The sequence below is a fragment of the Pseudomonas sp. TH21 genome (genome assembly GCF_016651025.1).
In the GTDB taxonomy this organism is placed as follows: Bacteria; Pseudomonadota; Gammaproteobacteria; order Pseudomonadales; family Pseudomonadaceae; genus Aquipseudomonas; species Aquipseudomonas aylmerensis.
The window spans coordinates 310,122-331,706 of record NZ_JAEKEQ010000001.1 but is presented as its reverse complement, the minus strand read 5'-3'; the positions used below and the strand labels follow the sequence as shown (position 1 = coordinate 331,706).

Annotated in this window: 19 protein-coding genes and 3 pseudogenes; 19 read left to right on the top strand and 3 right to left on the bottom strand. The window is 62.1% G+C overall.

The window, feature by feature from the left end:
- The first annotated feature begins 275 nt into the window (after positions 1-275).
- From JFU04_RS01400 to JFU04_RS01355, 10 genes and pseudogenes are all read left to right on the top strand, one after another.
- The gene (locus JFU04_RS01400; RefSeq protein WP_201143380.1) at positions 276-2,495 is read left to right on the top strand and encodes a primosomal protein N'; all 2,220 of its coding nucleotides are present in this window, start codon (positions 276-278) and stop codon (positions 2,493-2,495) included.
- A gap of 204 nt (positions 2,496-2,699) precedes the next feature.
- Positions 2,700-4,435, top strand: a pseudogene (gene argS, locus JFU04_RS01395) (arginine--tRNA ligase).
- Between the two features lies 1 nt (position 4,436).
- Entirely contained in the window at positions 4,437-5,138 is a 702-nt protein-coding gene (locus JFU04_RS01390; protein WP_065899905.1) for an SPOR domain-containing protein, read from the top strand.
- Positions 5,139-5,396: 258 nt separating this feature from the next.
- Positions 5,397-5,926: pseudogene (gene hslV / locus JFU04_RS01385) on the top strand (ATP-dependent protease subunit HslV).
- 37 nt (positions 5,927-5,963) lie between these two features.
- On the top strand, positions 5,964-7,301 hold the full coding sequence (hslU, locus tag JFU04_RS01380) for an ATP-dependent protease ATPase subunit HslU (protein ID WP_106805378.1): 1,338 nt from the start codon (positions 5,964-5,966) through the stop codon (positions 7,299-7,301).
- Positions 7,302-7,485: 184 nt separating this feature from the next.
- A complete protein-coding gene (locus JFU04_RS01375) occupies positions 7,486-7,863 on the top strand; it encodes a gamma-butyrobetaine hydroxylase-like domain-containing protein (RefSeq protein WP_065899901.1) in 378 nt (125 codons plus the stop codon).
- A 249-nt stretch (positions 7,864-8,112) separates the two neighbouring features.
- Positions 8,113-9,792, top strand: coding sequence for a class II poly(R)-hydroxyalkanoic acid synthase (gene phaC, locus JFU04_RS01370; protein WP_106805380.1), 1,680 nt, complete (start codon positions 8,113-8,115; stop codon positions 9,790-9,792).
- Positions 9,793-9,966: 174 nt separating this feature from the next.
- Positions 9,967-10,812 carry a poly(3-hydroxyalkanoate) depolymerase gene (gene phaZ / locus JFU04_RS01365; protein WP_065899897.1) on the top strand — a complete coding sequence of 282 codons (846 nt, stop codon included), beginning with the start codon at positions 9,967-9,969 and terminating at the stop codon, positions 10,810-10,812.
- Between the two features lie 88 nt (positions 10,813-10,900).
- Positions 10,901-12,583: a class II poly(R)-hydroxyalkanoic acid synthase gene (gene phaC / locus JFU04_RS01360; RefSeq protein WP_065899895.1), complete on the top strand. Its 1,683-nt coding sequence runs from the start codon at positions 10,901-10,903 to the stop codon at positions 12,581-12,583.
- Between the two features lie 27 nt (positions 12,584-12,610).
- Positions 12,611-13,231, top strand: a complete 621-nt coding sequence (locus tag JFU04_RS01355; RefSeq protein WP_120447437.1) for a TetR/AcrR family transcriptional regulator — start codon at positions 12,611-12,613, stop codon at positions 13,229-13,231.
- Positions 13,232-13,289: 58 nt separating this feature from the next.
- Here JFU04_RS01355 and JFU04_RS01350 read toward each other — a convergent pair.
- The 3 genes and pseudogenes from JFU04_RS01350 to JFU04_RS01340 all read right to left on the bottom strand — a co-directional run bounded on the left by JFU04_RS01350 (position 13,290) and on the right by JFU04_RS01340 (position 15,102).
- Positions 13,290-14,286, bottom strand: a pseudogene (locus JFU04_RS01350) (phasin family protein).
- Between the two features lie 12 nt (positions 14,287-14,298).
- Positions 14,299-14,721, bottom strand: a complete 423-nt coding sequence (locus JFU04_RS01345; RefSeq protein WP_201143379.1) for a phasin family protein — start codon at positions 14,719-14,721, stop codon at positions 14,299-14,301.
- 105 nt (positions 14,722-14,826) lie between these two features.
- The gene (locus JFU04_RS01340) at positions 14,827-15,102 is read right to left on the bottom strand and encodes a polyhydroxyalkanoic acid system family protein (protein WP_065899890.1); all 276 of its coding nucleotides are present in this window, start codon (positions 15,100-15,102) and stop codon (positions 14,827-14,829) included.
- Between the two features lie 144 nt (positions 15,103-15,246).
- Here JFU04_RS01340 and ubiE point away from each other — a divergent pair, with 144 nt between their 5' ends.
- Genes ubiE through JFU04_RS01295 form a run of 9 tightly spaced genes read left to right on the top strand, consistent with a single transcriptional unit; the run spans position 15,247 to position 21,248 of the window.
- Positions 15,247-16,017 (top strand): bifunctional demethylmenaquinone methyltransferase/2-methoxy-6-polyprenyl-1,4-benzoquinol methylase UbiE, encoded by a 771-nt coding sequence (ubiE, locus tag JFU04_RS01335; protein ID WP_003171186.1) that lies wholly within the window; start codon positions 15,247-15,249, stop codon positions 16,015-16,017.
- Positions 16,017-16,640, top strand: coding sequence for a ubiquinone biosynthesis accessory factor UbiJ (locus JFU04_RS01330; protein WP_201143378.1), 624 nt, complete (start codon positions 16,017-16,019; stop codon positions 16,638-16,640). Before ubiE ends, JFU04_RS01330 begins: the two co-directional genes overlap by 1 nt.
- Positions 16,637-18,241 (top strand): ubiquinone biosynthesis regulatory protein kinase UbiB, encoded by a 1,605-nt coding sequence (ubiB, locus tag JFU04_RS01325; RefSeq protein WP_065899888.1) that lies wholly within the window; start codon positions 16,637-16,639, stop codon positions 18,239-18,241. Before JFU04_RS01330 ends, ubiB begins: the two co-directional genes overlap by 4 nt.
- Positions 18,242-18,282: 41 nt before the next feature.
- Positions 18,283-18,675, top strand: coding sequence for a phosphoribosyl-AMP cyclohydrolase (hisI, locus tag JFU04_RS01320; RefSeq protein WP_065899886.1), 393 nt, complete (start codon positions 18,283-18,285; stop codon positions 18,673-18,675).
- A gap of 2 nt (positions 18,676-18,677) precedes the next feature.
- The gene (locus JFU04_RS01315) at positions 18,678-19,010 is read left to right on the top strand and encodes a phosphoribosyl-ATP diphosphatase (RefSeq protein WP_065899885.1); all 333 of its coding nucleotides are present in this window, start codon (positions 18,678-18,680) and stop codon (positions 19,008-19,010) included.
- A gap of 25 nt (positions 19,011-19,035) precedes the next feature.
- The gene (locus JFU04_RS01310) at positions 19,036-19,314 is read left to right on the top strand and encodes a twin-arginine translocase TatA/TatE family subunit (protein ID WP_012721795.1); all 279 of its coding nucleotides are present in this window, start codon (positions 19,036-19,038) and stop codon (positions 19,312-19,314) included.
- A 10-nt stretch (positions 19,315-19,324) separates the two neighbouring features.
- Positions 19,325-19,756 carry a Sec-independent protein translocase protein TatB gene (tatB, locus tag JFU04_RS01305; RefSeq protein WP_106805383.1) on the top strand — a complete coding sequence of 144 codons (432 nt, stop codon included), beginning with the start codon at positions 19,325-19,327 and terminating at the stop codon, positions 19,754-19,756.
- Entirely contained in the window at positions 19,753-20,544 is a 792-nt protein-coding gene (gene tatC, locus JFU04_RS01300; protein WP_065899881.1) for a twin-arginine translocase subunit TatC, read from the top strand. Before tatB ends, tatC begins: the two co-directional genes overlap by 4 nt.
- Positions 20,541-21,248, top strand: coding sequence for a 16S rRNA (uracil(1498)-N(3))-methyltransferase (locus JFU04_RS01295; protein ID WP_065899879.1), 708 nt, complete (start codon positions 20,541-20,543; stop codon positions 21,246-21,248). Before tatC ends, JFU04_RS01295 begins: the two co-directional genes overlap by 4 nt.
- The last annotated feature ends 337 nt before the right edge of the window (positions 21,249-21,585 follow it).

The following is a 21,585-nucleotide window of genomic DNA, read 5'->3' as shown; positions in this document are numbered from 1 at the left end:
CACTCGACACTATTGTCGAATACCGCACGTAATTAGGCCGCGGATTCTACCAGACCTTTTTAATCACGCAAGCGGCGCCTCCGCTCGTTTACACACATAAAAGCCCCTTTCATCAGAAAAATTGCGGCACACCACCGGGCAAGCCTGCCCACCACAACCCGCCCGGCGCCCACAGAAGTGCTGCCTCCTGTACCAGAGACGGGACACCTCTACCGCAGGTCTGCTAGGCTCCCGCCCCTGCGCCACTGCCTGCCTTTATAGATGAGACCCCTCGCGTGCCCGACGCCATTTTGCGCCTAGCCCTGCCCTCGCCCCTGCGCCGCCTGTTCGACTACCGGGCCCCGGCCGGCGTGCTGCGGGCGCAGTTGCAGCCGGGCATGCGTGTGCGCGTGCCATTCGGGCGGCGGGAGATGATCGGCATCCTGGTGGAAGTCGCCGACCACAGCGAAGTGCCGGCCGAAAAGCTCAAGCCGGCGCTGGCGATCCTTGATGCCACGCCACCGCTGCCGCCGGCGCTGTTCAAGCTGTGCCTGTGGACCGCCCAGTATTACCAGCACAGCCTCGGCGATACCTTGAGCTGGGCACTGCCGGTGCTGTTGCGCCAGGGCGAGTTGGCCGAAGCGCGCCAGGAACGCTTCTGGTCGATGGTGCCCGGTGCGCGCCTCGACGACCCGCGCATCGCGCGCGCGCCGCGCCAGCGTGAAGCCCTGGCCACCCTGGCGCAACATCCTCACGGCGTCGCGCATCAGCTGTTGAGCAAGCTGATGCTGAGCAAGGACAGCCTCGACCTGCTGTTGGCCAAGGGCCTGGTGCAGGTGGAAATCCGCAAGCATGCCCCGGACCCGCGCCACGAACACTGGCTGGCCCAGCCCGAGCTACCGCTGAACACCGAACAACGCGCCGCGTACGAAGCCATTCGCGCAGGCTTCGACAGTTTCCACGCGTTCCTGCTGGCTGGCGTCACCGGCAGCGGCAAGACCGAAGTCTATCTGCAACTGATCCGTGAAACCCTGCAGGCCGGCAAACAGGCGCTGGTGTTGATCCCGGAGATCAACCTGGGCCCGCAAACCCTGGCGCGCTTCGAGCAGCGCTTCAATGCGCGCATTGCCCTGGTGCACTCGGCGGTCAACGACCGGGAGCGCCTGGAGTCGTGGCTGGCGGCGCGCGATGGCGAGGCCGACATTATTATCGGCACGCGTTCGGCGCTGTTCACGCCGATGAAGAACCCCGGGCTGATCATCATCGACGAGGAGCACGACGGCTCCTATAAACAGCAGGAAGGCCTGCGTTATCACGCCCGCGACCTGGCGCTGGTGCGCGCGCGCCAGGAAGACATCCCGATTGTGCTGGGCTCGGCCACGCCGTCCCTGGAAAGCCTGCATAACGCCTACACCGGCCGGTATGGACTCCTACGCTTGAATGAGCGCGCGGGGGGCGCCAAACAGCCACGCTTCCTGCGCCTGGACGTCAAGAGTCGTCCACTCGACAGCGGCATCTCCGGCCCCATGCAGCAAGCCATCGGCCAGACCCTCGCCGCCGGCCAGCAGGTATTGGTGTTTCTCAATCGCCGTGGCTTTGCGCCGACCCTGCTGTGCCATGACTGCGGCTGGATGTCGGAGTGCGAGCGCTGCGATGCGCGCATGACCGTGCACCAGCGCTACGGCGAATTGCGCTGCCATCACTGCGGCCATGTGGAACGCGTGCCGCGCCACTGCCCGCAGTGCGGCAAGGTCGACCTGCGGCCGGTGGGCGCAGGCACCGAGCGCGCCGAGGAACGCCTGGGCATTCTGTTCCCCGACTACCCGGTGCTGCGGGTCGACCGCGACAGCACCTCGCGCAAAGATGCGATGAATCAGTTGTTTGCCACCATTCAGAAAGGCCAGCCATGCATTCTAGTGGGCACGCAGATGCTCGCCAAAGGGCATCATTTTCCACGGGTGACCCTGGTGTCGATCCTGGATGCCGATGGTGGCCTGTTCTCCGGCGACTTCCGCGCCAGCGAGCGCATGGCGCAGTTGATCGTGCAGGTCGCGGGCCGCGCCGGACGCGCCGAAGAGCCGGGCAAAGTGATTATCCAGACGCATTTGGCCGACCATCCGCTGCTGATCCAACTGACAGAACAAGGCTACTTTGCCTTCGCCGAGCAGGCGCTGAGCGAGCGCCGCTCCGCCGGACTGCCACCCTTTGCCCATTTGGCGCTGCTGCGCGCCGAAGCGCATAAACCCGGGCAAGCCGAAGGTTTCCTGGATGAAGCCTGCAGCGCCGCCGAACGTTTGCTCGTCGAACTGGGTCTGACCGGCATCGAATTGCTCGGCCCGGTGCCCGCGCCCATGGAGCGCCGCGCCGGACGCTATCGTGCTCAGCTACTCTTGCAGGCAACCTCCCGCGCACCGCTGCATCGGCTATTAAGTAGCTGGTTGCTTGCCCTGGAGCAAATGCCCAGTGGCCGGCAAGTGCGATGGTCGTTGGACGTAGACCCGGTAGATTTGTACTGATTTCAAAATCGCTGTCCCAGGCAAGCCGGCTCCCACATTTTGAAATGTGAATACCCTTAAATGTGGCAGCGGGCTTGCCCGCGATGAGGCCCGCAGGTCTGCCGAAGAACCTGAACGGTTGGCAAGCCCGCCCTCGCCACGGATAATGCCCAGTTTTTCCACCTGCGCATCGCGCGCCGCCGCTTGCGGTCGAAAGAGAACACCATGAAAGACACCATTCGCCAGCTGATCCAACAAGCCCTCACCCAACTCGTCAACGAAGGTGTGTTGCCTGAAGGCCTGACGCCGGCGATCCAGGTGGAAAACACCCGCGACAAGACCCACGGCGACTTCGCCAGCAACATCGCGATGATGCTCGCCAAGCCTGCGGGCATGAAACCGCGCGACCTGGCGGAAAAATCATCGCCGCCCTGCCCGCCGACCCGCAGGTCACCAAGGCCGAAATCGCCGGCCCGGGCTTTATCAACTTCTTCCAGAACACTCAGGCCCTGGCGTCCCGCCTGGACGCGGCCCTGGCTGACGAAAAAATCGGCGTGCGCAAGGCCGGCCCGCTCGAGCGCGTGGCAATTGACCTGTCGGCACCCAACCTGGCCAAGGAAATGCACGTCGGCCACCTGCGTTCGACCATCATCGGCGACGGCGTGGCACGCGTGCTGGAGTTCCTCGGCGACACCGTGATCCGCCAGAACCACGTGGGCGACTGGGGCACCCAGTTCGGCATGTTGATGGCGTACCTGCAGGAAAACCCGATCACCAGCAACGAGCTGGCAGACCTGGAGAACTTCTACCGCGCCGCCAAGAAGCGTTTTGACGAATCCGAAGAATTCGCCGACCGCGCCCGTGGCCTGGTGGTCAAGCTGCAGGCCGGTGACAAGGAATGCCTGGAGCTGTGGGGCCGCTTCCGGGAGATCTCGCTGTCGCACTGCCAGGAAATCTACGAGCTGCTCAACGTCAAGTTGACCCCGGCCGACGTGATGGGCGAAAGCGCCTACAACGATGACCTGATCAACGTGGTCAACGACCTCAAGGCCAAGGGCCTGCTGGTCGAAAGCAACGGCGCCCAGTGCGTGTTCCTCGAAGAATTCAAGACTGCCGACGGCGAGCCGCTGCCGGTAATCATCGTCAAGGCCGACGGCGGCTACCTCTACGCCACCACTGACCTGGCGGCCGTGCGCTACCGCAGCGGCGTGCTGAAAGCCGACCGTGCGTTGTATTTCGTCGACCAGCGCCAGGCCCTGCACTTCCAGCAGGTGTTCGAAGTGGCGCGGCGCGCAGGGTTTGTCACCCACCCGATGCACATGGAACACATGGGGTTCGGCACCATGAACGGCGCCGATGGCCGCCCGTTCAAGACCCGCGACGGCGGTACCGTGAAGCTGATCGACCTGCTGACCGAAGCCCAGGAGCGTGCCTACAACCTGGTGAAGGAAAAGAACCCGGAGCTGGCCGAGGCCGACCTGCGCAACATCGCCCGCGTGGTGGGGATTGGCGCGGTGAAATACGCCGACCTGTCCAAGCACCGCACCAGCGACTACAGCTTCAACTTCGAACTGATGCTCAACTTCGAAGGCAACACCGCGCCGTACCTGCTGTACGCCTACACCCGCGTAGCCGGGGTGTTCCGCAAGCTGGGCAAGGACTTCAGCGCAGTCGAAGGCCAGATCGTGCTCCAGGCCCCGCATGAGCAGGAACTGGCCGCGAAACTGGCGCAATTCGGCGAAGTGCTGAACAGCGTCGGCGAGAAAGGCACGCCGCATATCCTCTGCACCTACCTGTACGAAGTCGCCGGTCTGTTCTCCAGCTTCTACGAGAATTGCCCGATCCTCACCGCCGACGACGAAGCCCAGAAGCAAAGTCGCCTGCGCCTCGCCGCACTGGCTGGACGGACCCTCAAGCAAGGCCTGGAACTGTTAGGCCTGGAAACCCTGGAGCGTATGTAAGTTGGCTGCCAAGAAAAAACCTGCACCCAAGCGCGGCGCGAGCCGCTACCAGGCACCGGCGAAGAAGCCTATTCCAGGCTGGTTGTGGATGGCCATCGGCCTGGCGGTCGGCGCGTTTGTGGTGATTCTGATGAAGCTGGAGCCGGGCAAGGGCGATGACGTCAAACGCGTCAAGCAGGAGCAGCAGAAGGCCACCAAAATTGCCGAAGCCAACAAGACTGCGCCGAGCCCGACTGCACCGGTGAAGCCGAAGTACGACTTCTACACGCTGCTGCCGGAATCGGAAGTGATCGTGCCGCCTGACGCCGTGCCGGAGAAAACCCTGCCGACGCCGCAAGTGCCGACCACCCCGGTAACGCCTGCGGAAGCGGCGAAAATCGACACCGCACGGGCCCAGGCGGCGCTGGCCGGGATCACCCCGCCACCAGCCCCGCCGGTTGCAGAAACCAAGGCGGCACCGGTGACCAAGTTCTTCCTGCAGGCGGGCTCGTTCCCGAAACAGGCGGATGCGGATCGTGTGCGTGCGCAGATCATCCTGCTCGGCCAGACGGTGACGGTGGAGTCCGGCACGGTCAAGGACGCGACCTGGTATCGCGTCCTGGTAGGGCCGTTCAGCAACCGCGAACAGCTGACCGTCGCACAGAAACAACTGGCCGGCGCCGGGTTTAGCAACCTGTTGTTACAACAACGCCAGAGCCGCTGAATCTGACAACACAGCAGGGCCCATGTGGGAGCTGGCTTGCCGGCGATGGCGGTATCACAGTCAATATTTTCAGTGACTGGCACACCACCATCGCAGGCAAGCCCGCTCCCACATTTGGTTTTGGTGTGCGCTTAAAAAATGTGTCAGACCGATAAACACCACTCGTCCGCCTTAAACCCCTACGGTTGAAATCCCCCCGCCACCCCCATATGAGTTTCCATCAGGGCATTTTCGCCCCGCTGCGTGGAGACTCTCCCCTTGACCACCATCGTTTCAGTACGTCGCCACGGCAAAGTCGTCATGGGCGGCGACGGCCAGGTTTCCCTTGGCAACACCGTGATGAAAGGCAACGCGAAAAAGTCCGTCGCCTGTACCACGGCCAGGTTCTCGCGGGCTTTGCCGGCGCTACCGCCGACGCCTTCACCCTTTTCGAACGTTTCGAAGGCCAGCTTGAAAAACATCAGGGCCACCTCGTGCGCGCCGCTGTCGAGCTTGCCAAAGAATGGCGCACCGACCGCTCCCTCAGCCGCCTGGAAGCCATGCTGGCAGTCGCCAACAAAGACGCGTCCCTGATCATCACCGGTAACGGCGATGTGGTTGAGCCCGAACACGGCCTGATCGCCATGGGTTCCGGTGGTGGCTACGCACAAGCGGCTGCCAGCGCACTGTTGAAGAAAACCGACCTGTCGGCCCGCGAAATCGTCGAGACTGCCTTGGGCATTGCCGGCGACATCTGCGTGTTCACCAACCACAACTTCACCATTGAGGAGCAGGACCTCGCCGAGTAAGCCGTAGGCTTATTCCTGCTTGAGGCCGCCAAACACTATGTCCATGACTCCCCGCGAAATCGTCCATGAACTCAATCGCCATATCATCGGCCAGGACGATGCCAAGCGCGCCGTTGCCATTGCGCTGCGTAATCGCTGGCGCCGGATGCAACTGCCCGAAGAACTGCGCGTTGAAGTAACCCCCAAGAACATCCTGATGATCGGCCCGACCGGCGTGGGCAAGACCGAGATCGCCCGGCGCCTGGCCAAGCTGGCCAACGCGCCGTTCATCAAGGTCGAAGCCACCAAGTTCACCGAAGTGGGCTATGTGGGCCGCGACGTCGAATCGATCATTCGTGACCTGGCCGACGCCGCGCTGAAGCTGCTGCGCGAACAGGAAATGACCAAGGTCAGCCACCGCGCCGAAGACGCCGCCGAAGAGCGCATCCTCGACGCCCTGCTGCCACCGGCGCGCATGGGCTTCAACGAAGACGCCGCACCGGCCTCGGATTCCAACACCCGCCAGCTGTTCCGCAAGCGCCTGCGTGAAGGCCAGCTGGACGACAAGGAAATCGAGATCGAAGTCGCCGAAGTTTCCGGCGTCGACATCTCCGCACCGCCTGGCATGGAAGAAATGACCAGCCAGTTGCAGAACCTGTTCGCCAACATGGGCAAGGGCAAGAAGAAAAGCCGCAAGCTCAAGGTGAAGGAAGCACTGAAGCTGGTGCGCGACGAAGAAGCCGGGCGCCTGGTGAACGAGGAAGAGCTCAAGGCCAAGGCCCTGGAAGCGGTCGAGCAGCACGGCATCGTGTTTATCGATGAGATCGACAAGGTGGCCAAGCGCGGCAACGCCGGCGGCGTCGATGTGTCCCGTGAAGGCGTGCAGCGCGATCTGCTGCCGCTGATCGAAGGCTGCACCGTGAACACCAAGCTGGGCATGGTCAAGACCGACCACATCCTGTTTATCGCCTCCGGTGCGTTCCACCTGAGCAAGCCCAGCGACCTGGTACCCGAGCTGCAAGGCCGGCTGCCGATTCGCGTAGAGCTGAAGGCGCTGACCCCGGGCGACTTCGAGCGCATCCTCAGCGAGCCGCACGCGTCGCTGACCGAGCAGTACCGTGAGCTGCTGAAAACCGAAGGCCTGGGCATCGAGTTCCTGCCGGACGGCATCAAGCGCCTGGCGGAGATTGCCTGGCAGGTCAACGAGAAGACCGAGAACATCGGTGCCCGTCGCCTGCACACCCTGCTGGAGCGCCTGCTTGAGGAAGTGTCCTTCAGCGCGGGTGACATGGCGGGCGCGCAGAATGGCGAATCGATCAAGATCGACGCGGACTACGTCAACAGCCACTTGGGCGAATTGGCGCAGAACGAAGACCTGTCTCGTTATATCCTGTAAGCCTTAGATCGGACCAGCTCGTGTGAGCGCTGGCTTTTGTGGGAGCCGGGCTTGCCCGCGATGGGATCGCCGCGTAGTGCCAGAAGCACCGCGGTGATGCTATCGCCGGCAAGCCAGCTCCCACACAAGCCCAGCTACCACATTGATCCGGTTCCTTCAGGATCATCTCTGAGCGGTTCCCCAAATGACCAAACTGCCTACCGCCATCAACCTGCACAAAACCTCCAACACCCTCGGCCTCACCTACGGGCCCGACGAGGTCTACCAGTTGCCCGCCGAACTGCTGCGGGTGCACTCGCCGTCTGCCGAGGTCCAGGGCCACGGCAAACCCATCCTGCAATTCGGCAAACTCAATGTCCGCTTGACCAAGATCGAACCCGCCGGCCAATACGCACTGAAATTGACCTTCGACGACGGGCATGACAGCGGTTTGTTCACCTGGGACTACCTCTACCAACTGGCCGTGCGTCAGGACGCGCTGTGGGCCGATTATCTCGTTGAGCTCAAGGCTGCCGGCAAAACCCGCGATCCGAGTGAATCGGTCGTGCGCCTGATGCTCTAGCCCAGGCTTCTTGCTCTTTAGAGGGCATTTTCTAATTTCATCTGCTTGAATGCCCTGTCGCGTGGCCAATGATTGGCCCGCTTGCGAAAAAAATTAAACTCGGGTAACCAATGGAACTGGCAAGTTCCCTGCATTTGACGATGCGGTATCAACGGTCACCCGAGTCGCAGTACCTGGCTTGTGTTGTGTATCGAAACCTGGTGCGCAGCGGTACCCGGTACTCGTCTTTCGGACAATGGAGCGTCGTAGATGAGTAACAAGAATAACGATGACTTGAAACGCCAGGCCTCGGAAAACACCTTGGGGCTCAACCCGATCATCGCGTTACGAAAAAAGGATTTACTCGCCTCGGCGAAGATGGTGCTGACCCAAGCCATCAAGCAACCGTTGCACAGCGTCAAGCATGTGGCCCACTTCGGCGTCGAATTGAAGAACGTGATGTTCGGCAAATCGCAGCTGCAGCCCGAGAGCGACGACCGTCGCTTCAATGATCCGGCCTGGACCCAGAACCCGCTCTATAAACGCTACCTGCAGACCTACCTGGCGTGGCGCAAGGAACTGCACGAGTGGATCGGCGACAGCAACCTGTCGGAACAGGACATCAGCCGCGGCCACTTCGTGATCAACCTGATGACCGAAGCCATGGCCCCCACCAACAGCGCGGCCAACCCGGCGGCGGTCAAGCGCTTCTTTGAAACCGGCGGCAAGAGCCTGCTCGATGGCCTGTCCCACCTGGCCAAGGACATGGTGCACAACGGCGGCATGCCGAGCCAGGTCAACATGGGTGCGTTTGAAGTCGGCAAGACCCTGGGCACCACCGAAGGCGCCGTGGTGTTTCGCAACGACGTGCTGGAGCTGATCCAGTACAAGCCGACCACCGAGCAGGTGCACGAGCGCCCATTGCTGGTGGTACCGCCGCAGATCAACAAATTCTATGTGTTCGACCTGAGCCCGGATAAAAGCCTGGCGCGCTTCTGCCTGCGCAATGGCCAGCAGACTTTTATCGTCAGCTGGCGCAACCCGACCAAGGCGCAGCGCGAGTGGGGCTTGTCGACCTATATCGAAGCACTGAAAGAAGCCGTCGATGTGGTCACCGCGATCACCGGCAGCAAAGACATCAACATGCTCGGCGCCTGTTCCGGCGGCATCACCTGCACCGCGCTGCTGGGCCACTACGCGGCGCTGGGCGAGAAGAAGGTCAACGCCCTGACCCTGCTGGTGAGTGTGCTGGACACCACGCTGGACACCCAGGTGGCGCTGTTCGTCGACGAGCAGACCCTTGAAGCGGCCAAGCGCCACTCCTACCAGGCCGGCGTGCTGGAAGGCCGCGACATGGCCAAGGTATTCGCCTGGATGCGCCCCAACGACCTGATCTGGAATTATTGGGTGAACAACTACCTGCTCGGCAACGAGCCGCCGGTGTTCGACATCCTGTTCTGGAACAACGACACCACGCGCTTGCCGGCGGCCTTCCACGGCGACCTGATCGAACTGTTCAAGAACAATCCACTGGTGCGCGCCAATGCACTGGAAGTGTGCGGCACGCCGATCGACCTCAAGCAGGTCACCGCCGATATCTATTCACTGGCCGGTACCAACGACCACATCACGCCCTGGCAGTCCTGCTACAAGTCGGCGCAGCTGTTTGGCGGCAAGGTCGAGTTTGTGTTGTCCAGCAGCGGGCATATCCAGAGCATCCTCAACCCGCCAGGCAACCCCAAGGCGCGCTACCAGACCAGCGATGGCTTGGCAGGCAAGGCGCTGGAATGGCAGGAGAATGCTACCAAGCACACCGATTCCTGGTGGCTGCATTGGCAGGCCTGGCAGGCGGAGCGGGCGGGGAAACTGAAGAAGGCACCGACAACTTTGGGTAATAAAACTTACGCCGCAGCTGAGGCTGCGCCGGGGACATACGTTCACGAACGCTAAACGAACCACCGTTTTGTAGCTGGAATGCGCTCAAATGTGGGAGCGGGCTTGCTCGCGAATGCGCAAGATCAGTCACTATTTACTCGACTGATACACCGCTTTCGCGAGCAAGCCCGCTCCCACACTGACCGAATTCCGACAGGGAAATAGTGCGCCACTTCGCAGGGTAAGCCCATGCCGCAACCGTTCATCTTCCGCACCATCGACCTGGATGGCCAGACCATCCGCACGGCGGTGCGCCCGGGCAAGCCGCACTTGACGCCGTTGCTGATCTTCAACGGCATCGGCGCCAACCTTGAGTTGGTGTTTCCGTTCGTCCAGGCCCTGGACCCTGACCTTGAAGTGATCGCCTTCGACGTGCCGGGCGTGGGCGGTTCCTCGACGCCCAGCCGGCCGTACCGGTTTCCTGGTTTGGCCAAGCTCACGGCGCGCATGCTCGATTACCTGGATTACGGCCAGGTCAACGCGGTGGGCGTGTCCTGGGGCGGCGCGCTGGCGCAGCAGTTTGCCTATGACTACCCGGAGCGCTGCAAGAAGCTGATCCTGGCCGCCACCGCCGCCGGCGCCTTTATGGTGCCGGGCAAACCCAAGGTGCTGTGGCTGATGGCGAGCCCACGGCGCTATATCCAGCCCTCTCATGTGGTGCGCATTGCGCCGATGATCTATGGCGGCTCGTTCCGCCGCGACTCGAAACTGGCCGCCGAACACGCCAGCAAAGTGCGCTCGGCCGGCAAGCTCGGCTACTACTGGCAGCTGTTCGCGGGGCTTGGTTGGACCAGCATTCATTGGCTGCACAAGATCCGCCAGCCGACCCTGGTGCTGGCCGGGGACGACGACCCGCTGATCCCGCTGGTCAACATGCGCATGCTGGCCTGGCGCATTCCCAACGCGCAGTTGCACATCATCGATGACGGGCATCTGTTCCTGATCACCCGCGCGGAAGCCGTGGCTCCGATCATCATGAAGTTTCTCGAGGAGGAGCGTCTGCGGGCGGTGATTCACCCGCGACCGGCGGTGTAAGGACTGCGCCGCCGCGCAACTTGCCGAGAACCGGCTATGGTTCTGAATTGGCGTGCCTGTTGATGGTTTGACGAAGGAGTGTTGGCTCATGCGAGAAAGACCCGTGACGAACCCGGCGCCCACCCCCGCTGCGTTCATCAACGCGCAAAATGCGATCACCGGCCTGCGCGGCCGGGATCTGCTCTCGACCCTGCGCAGCGTCGCCGCCCATGGCTTGCGCAACCCGGTGCATACCGCCCGTCACGCGCTCGCGCTGGGCGGTCAACTGGGCCGCGTACTGCTGGGGGAAACGGTGCACGAGCCCAATCCCCGCGACAGCCGCTTTGTCGACCCGACCTGGGCCCTCAACCCCTTCTACCGGCGCAGCCTGCAAGCCTATCTGAGCTGGCAGAAACAGACCCGCCACTGGATCGATGACAGCACCTTGAGCGCCGATGACCGCGCCCGTGCGCATTTTGCCTTCGCCCTGATCAACGACGCCGTCTCGCCGTCCAACACCTTGCTCAACCCGCTGGCCATCAAGGAGCTGCTCAACTCCGGCGGCAACAGCGTGGTGCGCGGCGTGAGCAACCTGTTCGACGACCTGCTGCACAACCACGGCCTGCCACGCCAGGTGAGCAAGCAAGCCTTCGAGGTCGGCAAGACCGTGGCCACCACGCCGGGCTCGGTAGTGTTTCGCAACGAACTGCTGGAGCTGATCCAGTACAAGCCCATGAGCGAAAAGCAGTACGCCAAGCCGCTGCTGATCGTGCCGCCGCAAATCAACAAGTACTACATTTTCGACCTGAGTCCGGCCAACAGTTTTGTGCAGTACGCGCTGAAGAACGGCCTGCAGACGTTCATCGTCAGTTGGCGCAACCCGGACGTACGCCATCGCGAATGGGGCCTTTCCACCTATGTGGCCGCGCTGGAAGAAGCGCTCAACGTGTGCCGGGCGATCACCGGTGCCCGTGAAGTCAACCTGATGGGCGCCTGCGCCGGCGGCCTGACCATCGCGGCCCTGCAAGGCCATCTGCAAGCCAAGCGCCAGCTGCGGCGCATTTCCAGTGCCAGCTACCTGGTGAGCCTGCTGGACAGCCAGATCGACAGCCCCGCCACGCTGTTTGTCGACGAGCAAACCCTGGAGGCGGCCAAGCGCCGTTCCTACCAGCAAGGCGTGCTCGACGGCCGCGACATGGCGCGCGTGTTCGCCTGGATGCGCCCCAATGACCTGATCTGGAATTACTGGATCAACAATTACCTGCTGGGCAAGGAGCCACCGGCGTTCGACATCCTGTACTGGAACAATGACAACACGCGCCTGCCCGCCGCACTGCATGGCGACCTGCTGGACTTCTTCAAGCACAACCCGTTGAGCCATCCGGGCGGCCTGGAGGTGTGCGGCACGCCCATCGACTTGCAGAAGGTCACGGTGGACAGCTTCAGCGTCGCCGGGATCAACGACCACATCACGCCGTGGGACGCGGTGTATCGCTCCACCCAACTGCTGGGCGGCGAGCGGCGCTTCGTGCTGTCCAACAGCGGGCATATCCAGAGCATCCTCAACCCGCCGGGCAACCCCAAGGCCAACTACGTCGAAAACCCCAAGCTGAGCAGCGACCCGCGCGCCTGGTACTACGACGCCGATCACGTCGAAGGCAGTTGGTGGCCACAGTGGCTGACCTGGATCCAGCAACGCTCGGGCGTACAGCGCGAAACCCTCACCGCCCTGGGCAACCAGAACTATCCACCGATGGAAGCGGCGCCAGGCACTTACGTGCGAGTGCGCTGAGCTCAACGATCACATTAAGAAGACTGGATGAAGACCCGCGACCGTATCCTTGAATGTGCCCTGCAGTTGTTCAACCAGAAGGGCGAACCGAACGTGTCGACCATGGAGGTGGCCAATGAAATGGGGATCAGCCCCGGCAACCTCTACTACCACTTCCATGGCAAGGAGCCGCTGGTGCTCGGGCTGTTCGAGCGCTTCCAGAACGAGCTGGCACCGCTGCTCGACCCACCGGCAGATGCGCAACTGGAGGCCCAGGATTACTGGCTGTTCCTGCACCTGATCGTCGAGCGCATGGCGCACTACCGTTTTTTGTTCCAGGACCTGTCGAACCTGGCCGGCCGCCTGCCGAAGCTGGCCAAGGGGATTCGTGGCCTGTTGACTGCACTCAAGCGCACCCTGGCGTCATTGCTGGCGCGGTTGAAGACGGCGGGGCAACTGGTCAGCGATACCCAGGCACTGGGGCAGCTGGTGGAGCAGATCACCCTGACCCTGCTGTTCTCCCTGGACTACCAGCGCATTCTCGACCGCGACGGCGAAGTGCGGGTGGTGGTGTACCAGATCATGATGCTGGTGGCGCCGCACTTGATGTTGCCGGCACGCCAGGCGACCGAGCGATTGGCCCTCAAATACCTGGATCACACCAATTAGAAATGAAAAAAAACGCCCGACCTCTGCAGGCCGAGCGTTTTTTTGTGTCCTGTAGAAATCAGGACTGACTGGATGGCGTCGGGGTTACCGGCGTTGCAGTCGGGGTGACAGCAGCGGGCGTCGGTGCGGAAACCGAGTTGGCTGAGGACGCGGTTGGCGTTGGCGCGGTGGCAGGCTTGGCCGCTACGGCGGGCTTGGGCGCTGCGGTTTTTCGCTGCAGCGGGCTTCTTCGCGGCGGCGGGTTTTGCCGCAGGCTTGGCGGCGGCCGGTTTGGCAGCAGCGGGCTTGGCAGCTGGCTTGGCGGCAGGTTTGGCTGCTGCAGTTTTCGCTGCCGGCTTGGCGGCCGGTTTTGCTGCTGCTTTGGCGGCAGGCTTGGCAGCCGGTTTGGCCGCTGGCTTGGCTGCAGCTTTAGCCGCTACAGGTTTAGCCGCAGGCTTGGCGGCCGGTTTGGCCGCGGCGGTCTTGGCTGCAGGCTTGGCGGCGGGTTTCGCCGCGGCTTTTGCAGGGGCCTTGGCCGCAGGTTTGGCAGCCGGCTTGGCAGCAGCTTTCACCAGAGGCTTGGCAGCGGTTTTGGCGGCCGGTTTGGCAGCAGCGGTTTTGGCCGCGGGCTTGGCAGCCGGTTTCGCCGCAGCGGTTTTAACCGGAGCCACTTTGGCGCCCGTGAGTTTTTCGATTTGCTTGGTCAGGGTATCGACCTTGGTGTGCAGGGCCTTCACTTCAGTACGGCTAGGCACGCCCAGTCGCGAGATGGCTTTGTTGAGGCGAGTATCCAGTGCCCCTTCAAGCTCGCTCCAAGTACCCAGTACCTGTTTCTTCGCATCACTGATGCGCGAACCGGCAGTCGCCTTGGCGGCATTAACTTGTTTACCGACTGTGCTCTTGGTCAACTTCTCGGCCTTTTCGCCGTCCTTGACCAAAGTCTCGAAGAGTTTACTGCCGTCACTGTCGATCTTCGAGTAAACGCCTAAACCAGCCAGCCAGATCTTGCGGGAATATTCTTCAACTTTCCCGACCCACGAGCTGCCTTCTTTCTGAGTAGTCTTTTTAACAGCCATCCCGATGTCTCCTTAGTGTTTACGCGCGACACGTTCGAGCAATGCCGTCAGCTCTTCGAGCTTAGCAGAGAGTGTCTCCACGTCATGTTTAGACGCAATGCCGATTCGATTCAAGGCACTGGCGACACGAGTATCAAAAGCTTTTTCAACTTTATCCAGCTGAACTTCTACCAGACCTTTGACCGCGGAGACATTACTCTTTACTTGATCAATCTGACTGTTGGCAGCATCAAGTTGTTCAACTGCAACTTTTTTGCCTTTACTTTCAACATGTTGACCAGTCTTAACCAGCTCTTTGAAGTAGTCGCTGCCCTCGCTTCCGACCTTGGCGTAGGCACCAAGACCCGCCAGCCAAATCTTGCGGGCATAGGTTTTAACGTCACTCAGGGCAGTGGTCTGGGCGTCGATTTTTTTCTTCAGAATAACTTTGGACATGGTGCACCTCACGCGAAAAAGGGGGGAGGAACGGCCCACAGGAGTTGAGGGCTTGGGCACAAAGTAGGCTGGAAAATTAGAATCGGCACCCTAAGTACACGCGGATCAGGCCAAGGCTTTATCCAGGGCTTTCTCGATTTCGGATTTGATCGTGCCACTCATGGCCGACATCAACAGCCCCAGTTCCACATCAATACGCAGTGAATCATCAGCGACGACTACCGTGCCTTTAACCCCCGAACGCTTGAGGTTCAAGGTATCGCCGGACCACGACGGCTCGAGGCCATATTGCTCCTGGAGTTTGTGCGCCAACTTGTCGGCCTTTGCCCGTGCGCCTTCTTTACCCAGGGAATGTGCACGTTCAACGGTTATACGGGCCATTGCAATGACTCCTCTTTATAGGGATTTGAATACCTTCGATGCGGCAAAAGGTCTCGGTGACCGCCCATCTTACCTGCAGCCTTGCCAAGACAAAGCAGGCCTTGGGGATTATCATGTCCCGCATTCTCTTTTGGTGACAGCGATATGACTGATCAGCGCAAAGGCAGCGATGCCGAACCCACCACTCACTTCGGCTTCAAGAACGTCCCGGAAAGCCAGAAAGCGGAAAAAGTCGCTGAGGTGTTTCACTCCGTAGCGGCCAAGTACGACCTGATGAACGACGTGCTCTCCGGCGGTATGCACCGCCTGTGGAAACGCTTCACCATCGAGCTGTCGGGTGTTCGCACCGGCAACCGCGTGCTGGATATCGCCGGCGGCACGGGCGACCTGGCAGCCAAGTTCTCCAAGCTGGTTGGCCCGACCGGCCAGGTGGTCCTGGCGGATATCAACGGTTCGATGCTCAAGGTCGGCCGTGACCGCCTGCTCGACAAGGGCGTGGCCGGCAATATCGAATTCGTCCAGGCCGACGCGGAAAAACTGCCGTTCCCCGACAACCATTTCGACTGCGTGACCATCGCCTTCGGCCTGCGCAACGTGACCCACAAGGAAGACGCGATCCGCTCGATGCTGCGCGTCCTCAAGCCGGGCGGCCGCCTGCTGGTCCTGGAGTTCTCCAAGCCGACCAATGCGCTGATGTCCAAGGTCTACGACACCTACTCGTTCGCCTTCATGCCGCTGATGGGCAAGCTGATCACCAATGACGCCGAGAGCTACCGCTACCTGGCCGAATCGATCCGCATGCACCCCGACCAAGAAACCCTGAAGTCGATGATGGTAGAGGCCGGTTTCGACCGCGTGACCTACCACAACATGACCTCGGGCATCGTCGCCCTGCACCGCGGCATCAAGCCCTGATGTTGTTCGCGGGCCTCCTCGCCAGCGTAGAGCACGGCCTCAACCGTGTGCTGCGCCTGGACAGCACCGCCCTGGCGCGGCTGGCGCACTTGACCGGCAAGGTGATTGCCGTCGACTGCCGCAGCCCCGCCTTGCAGCTGTTTATCCTGCCCAGCGATGAAGGCCTGCTGCTCGCGACCCAATGGGCCGCCGAGGCCGACTGCACCCTGCGTGCGCCGGCCTCGAGCCTGTTGCACCTGGCGCTCAGTCGCAACAAGACCGCCATCCTGCACAGCCCCGAAGTGGAGCTGGAAGGCGACAGCGCGGTGCTGATGGACCTGGCCGCCGTGCTGCAGGACCTGGAGCTGGACTGGGAATACGAGCTGTCCCGCTGGATCGGCCCCGTGGCCACCCAACTGATCAGCGGACACCTGCGCAGCCGCTCGCGCTGGTACCAGCAGGGGTTCGCCAGCCTCAATCAGAACCTCGCCGAATACTTGAGCGAAGAATCGCGCACCCTGGTCGGAGAACGGGAAGCGCAAGCGCGCTTTCGTGAACTCGACAAGGCCAAAATCGACCTGGAACGCCTCGAGGCCCGCTTCGAGCGCCTGAGCCGTTCCCTTGATCCAAGCGATAACGCATGAAGCTGCTCGCCGTCCGCCGTTTGTTTCGTATCCAGCGCGTCGTAATCCGCTACCGCCTCGATGACCTGCTGTTCGCCCTGCCCCTGCCCTGGTTCCTGCTCGCGGTGCGCTATGTGCTGCCGTGGCGCTGGTTCCCGCGCAAACAGCTGGAGCTGAGCCGTGGCGCGCGCCTGCGCCTGGCGCTGCAGGACCTGGGGCCGATCTTCATCAAGTTCGGGCAGATTCTGTCGACCCGCCGCGACCTGCTGCCGGAAGACATCGCCGACGAACTGATGCTGTTGCAGGACCGCGTACCGCCGTTTGATTCCCAGCAGTCGATGAAGCTCATCGAAGACCAGCTGGGCAAGAAGATCAGCGAGGTGTTCAGCCGCTTCGACGTCGAGCCCCTGGCTTCGGCGTCGGTGGCGCAGGTGCACGCGGCGCAGCTCAAGACCGGCGAAGAAGTGGTGGTGAAGGTAATTCGTCCGGGCCTCAAGCCGATCATCGGCCAGGACCTGGCGTGGCTGTTCATCCTCGCCCGCGCCGCCGAGCGTTTCTCGGCGGATGCGCGCCTGCTGCACCCGGTGGACGTGGTCGCCGACTACGAAAAAACCATCTACGACGAACTCGACCTGTTGCGCGAGGCGGCCAACGCCAGCCAGCTCAAGCGCAACTTCGAAGGCTCGCCGTTGCTCTATGTGCCACAAGTGTATTGGGACTGGTGCCGCCCGAAAGTGCTGGTGATGGAGCGCATCTACGGCGTGCAGGTCACTGACCTCGCCACCCTCGCCGACCAGCGTACCGACATGAAGATGCTCGCCGAGCGCGGCGTGGAGATCTTCTTCACCCAGGTGTTCCGCGACAGCTTCTTCCACGCCGACATGCACCCGGGCAACATCTTCGTCAGCACCGTCAACCCGTGGAGCCCGCAATACATTGCGATCGACTGCGGCATCGTCGGCAGCCTGACCCCGGAAGACCAGGACTACCTGGCGCGCAACCTGTTCGCATTCTTCAAGCGTGACTACCGCCGTGTGGCGCAGTTGCACATCGACTCAGGCTGGGTGCCGGCAGAAACCAAGCTGAATGAATTCGAAGCAGCGATCCGCACCGTGTGCGAGCCGATCTTCGAAAAACCATTAAAAGATATTTCCTTCGGCCAGGTGCTGATGCGCCTGTTCCAGACCGCGCGCCGCTTCAATATGGAAGTGCAGCCGCAACTGGTGCTGCTGCAGAAGACCTTGCTGAACATCGAAGGCCTGGGCCGCCAGCTCTACCCTGACCTCGACTTGTGGAACACCGCGCAGCCGTTCCTCGAACGCTGGATGCGCGAGCGCGTCAGCCCGAAAACCCTGCTGGGCAACCTGCACAGCCAGATGGAACAGCTGCCGCACCTGGCCAACATGACCCGCGACCTGCTGGAGCGCATGTCCCAGCCCCACGCCAAGGACCCGGCGCCGCCATGGCAGAAGCGCAAGGACGACTGGTTCCTGCGCCTGCTCGGCGCGGCGCACCTGGTGGGAGGCGTGATGCTGGCCATCGGCGGGCCGCTGAACCAATTGGGCCACTGGCCGGCCGGCATCATGGTCGCCGTGGGTGTTTATCTGATCGTGCGTCGATAGCCAATCCGGTTATACACTGTCGCAAATTGCCGGAGCCGAACATGAAAGACTGGCTGGACGAGATCAAGTGGGACAGTGACGGCCTGGTGCCGGCCATTGCCCAGGACTACAAGACCGGGCGCGTCCTGATGATGGCCTGGATGAACCGCGAGGCGCTGAGCCTGACTGCCGCTGAGCAGCGTGCCATCTACTGGTCACGCTCACGTGGCAAACTGTGGCGCAAGGGCGAAGAGTCCGGGCATGTGCAGACCCTGCACGAGATGCGCATCGACTGCGACGCCGACGTGGTGATCCTGATGGTCGAGCAGATCGGCGACATCGCCTGCCACACCGGCCGTCACAGCTGCTTCTATCGCGTGTTCGAGAACGGCGAATGGAAGGTTGTCGAGCCGGTGCTCAAAGACCCGCACGCCATCTACTCCGCAGGACACTGAACATGAGCGATACCCTGAACCGTGTGGCCCAGGTGCTGGAAGACCGCAAAGGCGCGGATGCCGACAGCTCCTATGTCGCCAGCCTGTACCACAAGGGCTTGAACAAGATTCTGGAAAAACTCGGCGAAGAATCCATCGAGACCATCATCGCCGCCAAGGACGCCCAGGTCAGCGGCGACTGCAGTGATGTGATCTACGAAACCGCCGACTTGTGGTTCCACAGCCTGGTCATGCTCGCCCAACTGGGGCAGCATCCACAGGCAGTGCTGGATGAACTGGACCGTCGCTTCGGCTTGTCCGGGCATGCCGAAAAGGCCTCGCGCCCGTCCGCCTGAATAACTTTTACAGAGGAATTGCAGCATGGGCATTTTTGACTGGAAACACTGGATCGTCATTCTGGTGGTGGTGGTACTGGTGTTCGGCACCAAGAAACTGAAAAACCTCGGCACCGACGTGGGCGAGTCGATCAAGGGCTTTCGCAAAGCCATGAACGACGATGAGAAGCCGGCCGACCCGGTCGTCAACCCGGTGCCTCCGGCCCAGCCTGTGCACCCACAGGCCACCCAGCCGATCACCGAGCGTCGTACCTTCGACGTGCAGGCTGAAAAAGTCGAAGAGCCGACCCGCAAAGACTCGTGAGCACTGACTAATGTTTGGTATCAGCTTCTCTGAACTGCTCCTCGTCGGCCTGGTTGCCTTGCTGGTACTCGGGCCGGAACGCCTGCCCGGTGCCGCACGCACGGCCGGCCTGTGGATCGGGCGCCTGAAACGCAGTTTCAACGCCATCAAACAGGAAGTTGAACGGGAAATCGGCGCCGACGAGATCCGTCGCCAGCTGCACAACGAACATATCCTGTCGTTGGAGCAGGAAGCGCGCAAAATCCTGTCTCCGGTGCAGGAACCCGCCAAACCGGCGGAGCCTGTGGTGGAACACAGTATCGCGCCGCCCGCCGCGGCCGAGCCTGCACCCGTGGTGGAACCGACCCCGGCACCGAGCGTTCCCGCCCCGACAGAGCCAGCGCCGACGCCCGTTGCGTCGCCCGCTCCCCATGACCCTACATTGCCGCCGCGAGCCCCATGAGCGCTGATAAACCGGAAAACGACCAGCACATGCCGCTGGTCTCGCACCTCACCGAGTTGCGTACCCGCCTGCTGCGTTGCGTAGCGGCCATCTTCATCATCTTTGCCGGGCTGTTCGCCTTCACCCAGCAGATCTACACCTTCGTCTCCACGCCCTTGCGCCAGTACCTGCCGGCCGGCGCGACGATGATCGCCACCGACGTCTCGTCGCCGTTCCTCACGCCGCTGAAGCTGACCATGATGGTCTCGCTGTTCCTGGCCATCCCGGTGATCCTGCACCAGATCTGGGGCTTTATCGCGCCGGGGCTGTACAAGCACGAGAAACGCATCGCCGTGCCGCTGCTGGTGTCGAGCATCCTGCTGTTCTACACCGGCATGGCGTTCGCCTACTTCCTGGTGTTCCCGCTGATCTTCAAGTTCTTCGCTGCCGCCACCCCGGCTGGCGTGGAGATGATGACCGATATCACCAGCTACCTCGACTTCGTGATGACGCTGTTCTTCGCCTTCGGCGTGGCCTTCGAAATCCCGGTGGCGGTGGTGCTGCTGGTGTGGATCGGCGTGGTCGACGTGAAGTACCTGAAGAAAATCCGCCCGTACGTGATCATCGGCTGCTTCGTGGTCGGCATGATCCTCACGCCGCCGGACATTTTCTCCCAGACCCTGCTCGCCGTGCCGATGTGGATGCTGTTCGAGATCGGCATCCTGTTCAGCGCCCTGATCAGCAAGCGCGGCGAACATCCGGATGACCAACCCGCCGACGACGACCAGCCGCCAGCGACCCAGCCGTGAACCTGCTGCTGCTCGAAGAGGCCGACTTCATCGCGGCCGACCGCGTCATCTTGCGTGATCGGCGCCTGGTGCATATGCAGGACGTCCACCGCGCGGCGGTCGGCGACAACTTGCGTGTCGGCCGCATTGGCGGGCTGATGGGCAATGCGCAACTGCAACGCCTTGAAGCACACGAAGCCGAGCTGCAAGTGAGCTTCGACCTGCCGCCCCCGGCCAAACTGCCGCTGACCCTGCTGCTGGCCCTGCCGCGCCCGAAGATGCTGCGTCGGGTGCTGCAGACCGTAGCGGCCATGGGCGTGCCCAAGGTGGTGCTGGTCAACAGCTATCGGGTCGAAAAGAGTTTCTGGCAAACCCCGTTCCTGGAACCCGAGGCGATCCGCGAGCAACTGATCCTCGGCCTTGAACAGGCGCGCGACACCGTGCTGCCCGAGATCATCATCGAGAAGCGCTTCAAACCCTTCGTCGAAGACCGCCTGCCGGCCATGACCGAGGGCACCCTGGGCCTGATCGGCCATCCGGGCGATCACCCGGCGTGCCCGCGCGGGCTGGATACACCGGTGACCCTGGCCATTGGCCCGGAAGGTGGCTGGATCCCCTATGAAGTGGACCTGCTGAGCAAGGCCGGAATGCAGCCAGTCCAGCTGGGCGCGCGCATCCTGCGGGTCGAAACCGCCGTCACCGCCCTGCTCGCCCGCTTGTTCTGATCCCCCACTTGTTGCGGATGAAGGTGTTTCAGGGGCGACCTGGCAAGCCTGCCAGCTGAGACAAGTGGAATTTTTGTGGATGGCGGGCTTTTTGTGGCTAGCCTGCTTTGTGTGGCTAGCAGGCTTTTTGTGGCGAGCGGGCTTTTTGTGGCGAGCGGGCTTGCCCCGCGTTGGGCTGCGAAGCGGCCCCAAACCCACCACTCATGAACACCTGACCCACCGCATTCTGCTGGATCGGCCCTGCTGCACAGTCCAACGCGGGACAAGCCCGCTCGCCACAACCCCTTCCGCCTACAGAATATTCCTGCTCTGCCGATAACCCCTGGATAAGTCCAAG

What these genes read in the sequence shown, in the direction of transcription:
- hslU (WP_106805378.1), top strand. Translation starts at nt 5,964, where the DNA reads ATGTCCATGACTCCCCGCGAAATCGTCCATGAACTCAATCGCCATATC.
- JFU04_RS01375 (WP_065899901.1), top strand. Translation starts at nt 7,486, where the DNA reads ATGACCAAACTGCCTACCGCCATCAACCTGCACAAAACCTCCAACACC.
- phaC (WP_106805380.1), top strand. Translation starts at nt 8,113, where the DNA reads ATGAGTAACAAGAATAACGATGACTTGAAACGCCAGGCCTCGGAAAAC.
- phaZ (WP_065899897.1), top strand. Translation starts at nt 9,967, where the DNA reads ATGCCGCAACCGTTCATCTTCCGCACCATCGACCTGGATGGCCAGACC.
- phaC (WP_065899895.1), top strand. Translation starts at nt 10,901, where the DNA reads ATGCGAGAAAGACCCGTGACGAACCCGGCGCCCACCCCCGCTGCGTTC.
- JFU04_RS01355 (WP_120447437.1), top strand. Translation starts at nt 12,611, where the DNA reads ATGAAGACCCGCGACCGTATCCTTGAATGTGCCCTGCAGTTGTTCAAC.
- JFU04_RS01345 (WP_201143379.1), bottom strand. Translation starts at nt 14,721, where the DNA reads ATGTCCAAAGTTATTCTGAAGAAAAAAATCGACGCCCAGACCACTGCC.
- JFU04_RS01340 (WP_065899890.1), bottom strand. Translation starts at nt 15,102, where the DNA reads ATGGCCCGTATAACCGTTGAACGTGCACATTCCCTGGGTAAAGAAGGC.
- ubiE (WP_003171186.1), top strand. Translation starts at nt 15,247, where the DNA reads ATGACTGATCAGCGCAAAGGCAGCGATGCCGAACCCACCACTCACTTC.
- JFU04_RS01330 (WP_201143378.1), top strand. Translation starts at nt 16,017, where the DNA reads ATGTTGTTCGCGGGCCTCCTCGCCAGCGTAGAGCACGGCCTCAACCGT.
- ubiB (WP_065899888.1), top strand. Translation starts at nt 16,637, where the DNA reads ATGAAGCTGCTCGCCGTCCGCCGTTTGTTTCGTATCCAGCGCGTCGTA.
- hisI (WP_065899886.1), top strand. Translation starts at nt 18,283, where the DNA reads ATGAAAGACTGGCTGGACGAGATCAAGTGGGACAGTGACGGCCTGGTG.
- JFU04_RS01315 (WP_065899885.1), top strand. Translation starts at nt 18,678, where the DNA reads ATGAGCGATACCCTGAACCGTGTGGCCCAGGTGCTGGAAGACCGCAAA.
- JFU04_RS01310 (WP_012721795.1), top strand. Translation starts at nt 19,036, where the DNA reads ATGGGCATTTTTGACTGGAAACACTGGATCGTCATTCTGGTGGTGGTG.
- tatB (WP_106805383.1), top strand. Translation starts at nt 19,325, where the DNA reads ATGTTTGGTATCAGCTTCTCTGAACTGCTCCTCGTCGGCCTGGTTGCC.
- tatC (WP_065899881.1), top strand. Translation starts at nt 19,753, where the DNA reads ATGAGCGCTGATAAACCGGAAAACGACCAGCACATGCCGCTGGTCTCG.